Source organism: Streptomyces sp. NPDC057543 (assembly GCF_042801895.1).
GTDB lineage: Bacteria > Actinomycetota > Actinomycetes > Streptomycetales > Streptomycetaceae > Streptomyces.
In genome coordinates, this window is sequence record NZ_JBHVFF010000347.1 from 1 (window position 1) to 7,905 (window position 7,905).

Sequence of the window (7,905 nt, forward strand, 5' to 3'; positions counted from 1 at the left end):
CGCCCGGGCCGTCCCGCCCCGCACCGTGTGACGGGGTTACGCGAATCGCTGGTTCACGCTGCCGTCGCAGTTCTGCAGCTTGAGCGGGTCCTTGGCCGCCGCGAGCGTCAGACACAGCCCGGTCGAGGCCGCCGGGCGTATCGTGCCCGACTGCTTGACGAACTGCTGGTTGGCCGCGCCCGAACAGTTCCACAGGATGAGCGTGGCGCCCGCCTTGTAGTCGGCGCCCGGCACGTCCAGGCACCGGTCGTGGCTCAGCTCCGTACGGATGGTCTTCGTGCCGGAGTCGTACCACCAGCCCTGGTTGCGGCCGCCGTGGCAGTCCCAGCCGGCGATCCGGGTGTCGTTGCGGGTCACTGAGGCGGGAACGTCCACGCAGGTGCCCGTGGCCTCGTTCTTCAGGGGCTTGAAGGCGTCGTCCCACGCCGTGGCCTGGAGAACCGGCTGTCCGGTGCTGGCCGGGTCGGCGCAGCTCGCCTCGCGCAGGGAGGAGTTGTAGATCTGGGTGAGGCAGGAGGCGAAGGCGGCGTGGCCGCGCGCGTTCGGGTGGAAGGACTGCCGGACGGAGTTGGAGTCCGGCGGGAAGTGCGACAGGTCGATGTAGAGACCGCGGGCCCAGGTGTTGTCGCTGCAGACCTCGTGGCCGTGGAAGAGCCGGGAGTTGTCGAGGTAGACGGCTCCGGTGTCGGCGGCGGCCTTGCGCATGCCGCGTTCGAAGGCGGGGACCGCGACGTTACGGCCCCAGGCGGCGTCGGAGTCGTATCCGGCGCAGCCTCCGGGAAGCTTGCCGGGGAAGTTCGGGTTGTCGTAGAAGTCCGGGCCGATGGGGCTCGGGTAGCCCATGACCACGAGCTTGTAGTCACTGTTGCTGTATCCGGCGTCGGACATGACGGTCTTCAGATCCCGCACCGTCTTCTCGACCTTGGGGACGAGACCGTCGACGCGCGCCTGCCAGCCTCCCTCGTACTTCGGCTGGCAGGTGCCCTGGGAGAGCACCCAGCGCGTGACGCAGTCCGTCATGACCGGGCCGAACTGGAGGTCGTCATTGGCACCCGCGACCAGCACGATCATCTTGATGCGGGTGTTGCGGGCCTTGATGGCGAGGTTGTCGCTCTGCACGAGTTCGTCGGCGTACTGCTTCGATCCGCCGATCACGATGTTGCCGGTGTACGCGCCGGAGCAGGAGACGTTGTACGTGACGTCGGCCGGGATTCCGGTGCGGTGGATGGCGGAGTCGGGCGAGCGGTGGCACCAGTTGTCGGGACCGTTGGTGCCCGCCTCGTACGTGCCGACGCCCTCGCCGGAGATCTCGCTGTCGCCGAGCGAGATCAGCCCCGTCTTGCGGTCGGCGAGCGGGCGCTCGGCCGGGTCGCCGTACAGCCGGGTGGCTTCGGCGGCGCGGATGGCCTCCAGCTCGGGCGACAGGGGGGCGGATGCGGTAGTGGTGGTAGCGGACCGGTCCGCCGCGCCGGCGGGTCCTGCGGCGGCGGCCATGCCGCCGAGTGCCGCCGCCATGGCCGCGGCGGCCGCGACCGTACAGCGAAGTCTGTGCCTGGTGCGCCTCATTGCGTCTCCCCGGGTTTGTGGTTACCCCCGGTATTTACTGGTCGGTAGGCGACTTGTGAATACACAGAACAAGACAAGTGCTCAACTTTTTCAGGAGGTTGCATCCCATGGACGAGTCACAGTTCGGTCCGCAGTACCCCACCGGAGTCACGTACTTCCGCGTCGAGCACGACTCGATGGGCGAGGTGAGGGTGCCCGTGGACGCCAAGTGGCGGGCCCAGACACAGCGCGCGGTGGAGAACTTCCCGATCTCCGGGCAGCGCCTGGAGCGGGCCCACATCGAGGCCCTGGCCCGGATCAAGGCGGCCGCGGCCAAGGTGAACGCCGAACTGAACGTGCTCGACCCGGACATCGCCCTGGCCATCCAGGAGGCCGCCGAGGAGGTCGCCGACGGGCGCTGGGACGCGCACTTCCCGATCGACATCTTCCAGACCGGGTCCGGCACCTCGTCCAACATGAACACCAATGAGGTCGTGGCCACCCTCGCCACCGAGCGCCTGGGCCGCGAGGTCCACCCGAACGACCACGTCAACGCCTCGCAGTCGTCCAACGACGTCTTCCCGTCGTCCATCCACATCGCCGCGACCGCCGCCGTCACCGGCGAGCTGATCCCGGCGCTGGACCATCTGGCCGCCGCGCTGGAGCGCAAGTCCGCCGAGTTCACGACGGTCGTGAAGTCGGGCCGTACACATCTGATGGACGCCACACCCGTGACCCTGGGCCAGGAGTTCGGCGGCTACGCGGCGCAGATCCGGTACGGCATCGAGCGGCTGCGCGTCTCCCTCCCGCGCCTCGCCGAACTGCCGCTGGGCGGTACGGCCGTCGGCACCGGCATCAACACCCCGCCCCGCTTCTCCGCCGCCGTCATCGCCGAGGTCGCCCGTGTCACCGGGCTGCCGCTCACCGAGGCCAGGGACCACTTCGAGGCGCAGGGCGCACGGGACGGGCTCGTCGAGACGTCCGGCCAGCTCCGTACCCTCGCCGTCTCGCTCACCAAGATCTCCAACGACCTGCGCTGGATGGCGTCCGGACCGCGCACCGGTCTGGCCGAGATCAGCCTGCCCGATCTCCAGCCGGGCTCGTCGATCATGCCGGGGAAGGTGAATCCGGTCATTCCCGAGGCCGTCCTGATGGTCGCGGCCCAGGTGATGGGCAACGACCAGACGGTCGCCATCGCGGGCGCGGCGGGCAACTTCGAACTGAATGTGATGCTTCCGGTCATCGCGAAGAATCTGCTGGAGTCGGTACGGCTGCTGGCCCATACCTCCCGGCTGCTCGCGGACCGCACGATCGACGGGATCACCGCGAACGTGGAGCGGGCCAGGGAGTACGCCGAGTCCTCGCCGTCCGTCGTCACCCCGCTGAACAAGTACATCGGGTACGAGGAGGCGGCGAAGGTCGCCAAGAGGTCCCTCGCGGAACGCCGGACGATCCGCGAGGTGGTACTGGACTCGGGATACGTCGAGCGCGGCGACCTCACGGTGGAGCAGCTCGACGAGGCGCTGGATGTCTTGCGCATGACCCGCCCGTGACCCGCGTCGCAGCGACGGGGCCGCGGCATCTCTAAGATCTGCCCATGGCAGGTACGGAGTACATCGAGCGCATCGAGCACTGGGCGCCGGGCGAGCAGATCCTGTGGCGTTATCGCGGCAACAGCCCGCTGCCCGGGGAAGCCGCGCCGGACCCCGCCCCGAGCCCGGTCCACATCTGTCGCCCCGTCACCGTAGTCCAGGACACCGACGAGTTGCTCGCCGTGTGGGTCGCGCCCGGCACCGAATGCGTGAAGCCGGTGCTGGCCGACGGCACCGAGGTGCACGCCGAGCCGCTCGCCACCCGCTACACCGCCCCGCGCACCACCGCCCGCTCGGCCTGGCTCGGCAACGGCGTGCTGAAGCTCGCCCGTCCCGGTGACCCCTGGTCGGTGTGGCTGTTCTGGGATCCCGGCTGGAGGTTCCGCAGCTGGTACGTGAACCTGGAGGAACCGCGCACCCGCTGGGCGGGCGGCGTCGACTCCGAGGATCACTTTCTCGACATCTCCGTCTACCCGGACCACAGCTGGGTCTGGCGCGACGAGGACGAGTTCGCCCAGGCACAGCGGGTCGGTCTGCTGACCCCGCGGACCGCTCAACGGGTACGGGAGGCGGGCCGCGCGGCCGTCGAGGTGATCCGGGACTGGGGCGCGCCGTTCCGGGACGGCTGGGAGAACTGGCGGCCCGATCCGCAGTGGCGCGTTCCGGCGCTCCCGGATGACTGGGACCGTACCCCCTCCCCCATGGCGTCGTGAGACCCTTGATGCACCCCAGGGGGGCAAACGTAGGATCACCCTCCGGAGGGACGCACCACTCCAACCTGCGGGCGGGGCACCGGATCTGACCGTAAGTCATCGCACGAGCAACACGCACTGCATGAGCTGTATGAGCCACATCAGTCGTATGAATCGTATGAGCCACTACGAGGGGGTGGAGACGTGCTCGCTGTCGCCCGCCCGGTCATCGGAAACGTTGTCGGCGAATCACCCTGCGGGCATCCGGTTTCGGCCCCTCTTTCGGGGGCACCCGGTGACAGCCGTTGTTATCGCCGCTCCTGCCGGGGCACAGTGGCGCCCCACGAGGCGATTGCCTCATACAACCGGCCCGGACGGATGGAACCCCACGCGTGACGGAGCATCCCACCTCCCACGAAGGCCGGCAGCCCCTTGCCGCCCGGTCGCAGGAACGCACCCGGCCGCGGCAGCAGGATGCCGCGCCGGCCGCTTCCCCTGCCACCGCCGCGATTCCCGGCCCCGCCACGGCGCCGGGCGGCGGAGCGAATCCGGCGGCGGCCGCGAGTCCGGCGGCTTCCGCCGCGAACCCCGGCCCCGCAGGACTCGACCCCCAGGCCGCGACGCGTCGCGAGGGCGACCGGCTGCGTTTCGTGGGGGCGGCCACCCGGCGGATCGCCCGCGGCATAGACCTGGACGAGATCGTGCTCGGCCTGTGCCGGGCCAGCGTGCCGACGTTCTCCGACGCCATACTGGTCTACCTCCGCGACCCACTCCCGGTCGGCGACGAGCGGCCGGTCTCCCCTTTCGTGCTGCGGCTGCGCCGGTCCGACCGGCTGCGGCTGAACGAGGAGGAGGCCGAGACCTCGTCGGAGATCGAACGCCTGCGGCTGCCCGCCATCGATCCGCACGGCGATCTGCCGCCCGCGGCCGAGCTGTGCGAGGTCCGCTCGGGCGGCGCGCTCGCCGAGGTGCTGCGCGGGGTGCGGCCGGTCTTCGGGGACTCCGCGGCGGCCCGCGCCGCGCTGCCCGAACTGCTCGGTGTCGGCCGGGCCGTACCCACCGGACACCGCGCGATCCTCGCCCCGCTCCGCGGCCGGCGGCGGGTGATCGGCGCCGCCGTCTTCCTGCGCGGAACCGAGCGGCCGCCCTTCGAGGCCAATGACCTGCTCGTCGCCGCGCAGTTGGCGACGCACACCGCGCTCGGCATCGACAAGGCCGTGCTGTACGGCCGCGAGGCGTACATCGCCGACGAGCTCCAGCGCACCATGCTGCCCGACTCGCTGCCGCAGCCGACCGGCGTCCGGCTCGCCTCCCGCTATCTCCCGGCCGCCGAGACGGCCCGGGTCGGCGGCGACTGGTACGACGCGATCCCGCTGCCCGGGAGCAGGGTCGCCCTGGTCGTCGGGGACGTCATGGGCCACTCCATGACCTCGGCGGCGATCATGGGCCAGCTGCGCACCACCGCGCAGACCCTCGCCGGGCTCGACCTGCCGCCGCAGGAGGTGCTGCACCACCTCGACGAGCAGGCGCAGCGGCTCGGCAGCGACCGCATGGCGACCTGCCTCTACGCGGTCTACGACCCCGTCGCGCACCGCATCACCATCGCCAACGCCGGGCATCCGCCGCCCGTCCTGCTCCACCTGGGAGGCCGCGCGGAGGTGCTGCGGGTGCCGCCCGGTGCCCCGATCGGCGTCGGCGGGGTGGACTTCGAGGCCGTCGAGCTGGACGCGCCCGCGGGTGCCACGCTGCTGCTGTACACCGACGGTCTGGTGGAGTCCCGGCTGCGGGACGTCTGGACCGGGATCGAGATGCTGCGCGAACGGCTCGCCGCCACCGCCCGGCTGACCGGCCCGGATCACTCGCCGCCGCTCGAGGCGCTGTGCGACGACGTCCTGGACATGCTCGGCCCCGGTGACCGGGACGACGACATCGCGCTGCTCGCCGCCCGGTTCGACGGGATCGCGCCGAGTGATGTCGCGTACTGGCACCTGGAACCGGAGGAGACCGCTCCGGGGCAGGCCCGCAGGCTGGCCCGCCGGGCGCTGAGCCGATGGGGGCTCGACGATCTCTCCGACTCGGTGGAGCTGCTGGTCAGCGAGGTGGTGACGAACGCCGTCCGCTACGCGGAACGGCCGGTGACGCTGCGGCTGCTGCGCACCGACATCCTGCGCTGCGAGGTCGGCGACGACGCCCCGCAGCTGCCCCGGCAGCGCCGGGCCCGGGACATGGACGAGGGCGGCCGCGGCCTGTTCCTCGTGAACCGGCTGGCCCGGCGGTGGGGGGCCACGCGGCTGTCGACGGGCAAGGTCGTCTGGTTCGAGATGCCGGCCCGGGGCCAGTAGAAGAAGCCGGGAGAAGGGTCCGGACCGGGTTGGGAGACGGATCCGGACCAGGTAGGGAGAAAGGGCCGGACCGGGCGGGGAAAGGGGTCCGGACCAGGCACGGACAGGAGCCCTGCACGGACGGTAGCCAAATGTTGCCGACCTCCTGTCGGCGGAGTTGACTTCAGTCGTGAACGAGACGACCTGACCGAAACCCCCACCGACGGGAGGACGCTCGTGCCTGAGGACATGAAGACCAAGAACACGCCCTACACCACGAACAACGCCGGTAACCCGGTGGAGAGCGACGAACACTCGCTCACCGTCGGATCCGACGGACCGATCCTGCTCCAGGACCACTACCTCATCGAGAAGATGGCCCAGTTCAACCGTGAACGGGTCCCCGAGCGCGTGGTCCACGCCAAGGGCTCCGGTGCCTACGGCTTCTTCAAGGTGACCAACGACGTCAGCCAGTTCACCAAGGCCGACCTCTTCCAACCGGGCAAGCAGACCGCCATGCTCGCCCGCTTCTCCACGGTCGCCGGCGAACAGGGCTCCCCAGACACCTGGCGCGACCCCCGTGGATTTGCCCTGAAGTTCTACACGGAGCACGGCAACTACGACATGGTCGGCAACAACACGCCGATCTTCTTCGTGCGCGACCCGATGAAGTTCCAGGACTTCATCCGTTCGCAGAAGCGCCGCCCGGACAGCGCGATGCGCGACCACGACATGCAGTGGGACTTCTGGACGCTCTCCCCCGAGTCCGCGCACATGGTGACGTGGCTGATGGGCGACCGGGGCATCCCGAAGACGTACCGCAACATGAACGGCTACAGCTCGCACACCTATATGTGGGTGAATGCCGGCGGCGAGAAGTTCTGGGTCAAGTACCGCTTCAAGACCGACCAGGGCATCGACTTCTACCCGCAGGCAGAGGCCGACGAGGTGGCGGGCATCGACGGCGATGTCCACCGCCGCGACCTGTTCGAGTCGATCAAGCGCGGTGACCACCCGAGCTGGACTCTGTACGTCCAGATCATGCCGTTCGAGGACGCGCCGGACTACCGGTTCAACCCGTTCGACCTCACGAAGGTGTGGCCGCACGGCGACTACCCGGAGATCGAAGTCGGGCGGATGACGCTCAACGAGAACCCGGAGGATTTCTTCGTCCACATCGAGCAGGCGTCCTTCGAGCCGTCGAACCTGGTGCCCGGCATCGGCCCGTCGCCCGACAAGATGCTGCTCGGCCGGCTCTTCTCGTACCCGGACACCCACCGGTACCGGATCGGCCCGAACTACGCGCAGCTGCCCCCGAACCGTCCGCGGTTCGGCCGGAACTCGTACGCGAAGGACGGCCCCATGCGGTACGAGCCGACGCGTACGGGAGCGGTCTACGCACCGAACTCGTACGGCGGTCCGGCGGCGGACACCGAGCGCTTCGGTGACCCGGCGGGCTGGGCCACGGCGGGCGAGATGGTGCACGAGGCGTACAAGCTGCACCGCGAGGACGACGACTGGGGCCAGGCGGGCACGCTGGTCCGCAAGGTCCTCGACGACCCGGCGCGCGAGCGCATGGTCACGAACATTTCCGGCCATTTGCTGGACGGTGTGAGCGCCCCGGTCATGAAGCGGGCGCTGCAGTACTGGCGCAACGTGGACAAGGACCTCGGCGACCGGATCGCCCAGAAGGTCAACGGCGGCTGACCCCGTCGTACGCGATCAAGACGGGTCAGGGGCGGTGCCGGCCGGCAC

At 70.0% G+C, this 7,905-nt stretch carries 5 protein-coding genes; 4 read left to right on the top strand and 1 reads right to left on the bottom strand.

Annotation, left to right across the window (positions count from 1 at the left end):
- Positions 1 to 36 precede the first annotated feature (36 nt).
- Positions 37 to 1,566 carry a ricin-type beta-trefoil lectin domain protein gene (locus tag ACFU8Q_RS36455; protein ID WP_384462914.1) on the bottom strand — a complete coding sequence of 510 codons (1,530 nt, stop codon included), beginning with the start codon at positions 1,564 to 1,566 and terminating at the stop codon, positions 37 to 39.
- 107 nt (positions 1,567 to 1,673) lie between these two features.
- Here ACFU8Q_RS36455 and ACFU8Q_RS36460 point away from each other — a divergent pair, with 107 nt between their 5' ends.
- The 4 genes from ACFU8Q_RS36460 to ACFU8Q_RS36475 all read left to right on the top strand — a co-directional run bounded on the left by ACFU8Q_RS36460 (position 1,674) and on the right by ACFU8Q_RS36475 (position 7,857).
- Positions 1,674 to 3,098, top strand: coding sequence for a class II fumarate hydratase (locus tag ACFU8Q_RS36460; protein WP_384462916.1), 1,425 nt, complete (start codon positions 1,674 to 1,676; stop codon positions 3,096 to 3,098).
- Between the two features lie 44 nt (positions 3,099 to 3,142).
- Positions 3,143 to 3,850: a DUF402 domain-containing protein gene (locus ACFU8Q_RS36465; RefSeq protein ID WP_384462919.1), complete on the top strand. Its 708-nt coding sequence runs from the start codon at positions 3,143 to 3,145 to the stop codon at positions 3,848 to 3,850.
- A 371-nt stretch (positions 3,851 to 4,221) separates the two neighbouring features.
- Entirely contained in the window at positions 4,222 to 6,171 is a 1,950-nt protein-coding gene (locus ACFU8Q_RS36470; RefSeq protein WP_384462922.1) for a SpoIIE family protein phosphatase, read from the top strand.
- 228 nt (positions 6,172 to 6,399) lie between these two features.
- Positions 6,400 to 7,857 (top strand): catalase, encoded by a 1,458-nt coding sequence (locus ACFU8Q_RS36475; protein WP_384462925.1) that lies wholly within the window; start codon positions 6,400 to 6,402, stop codon positions 7,855 to 7,857.
- The last annotated feature ends 48 nt before the right edge of the window (positions 7,858 to 7,905 follow it).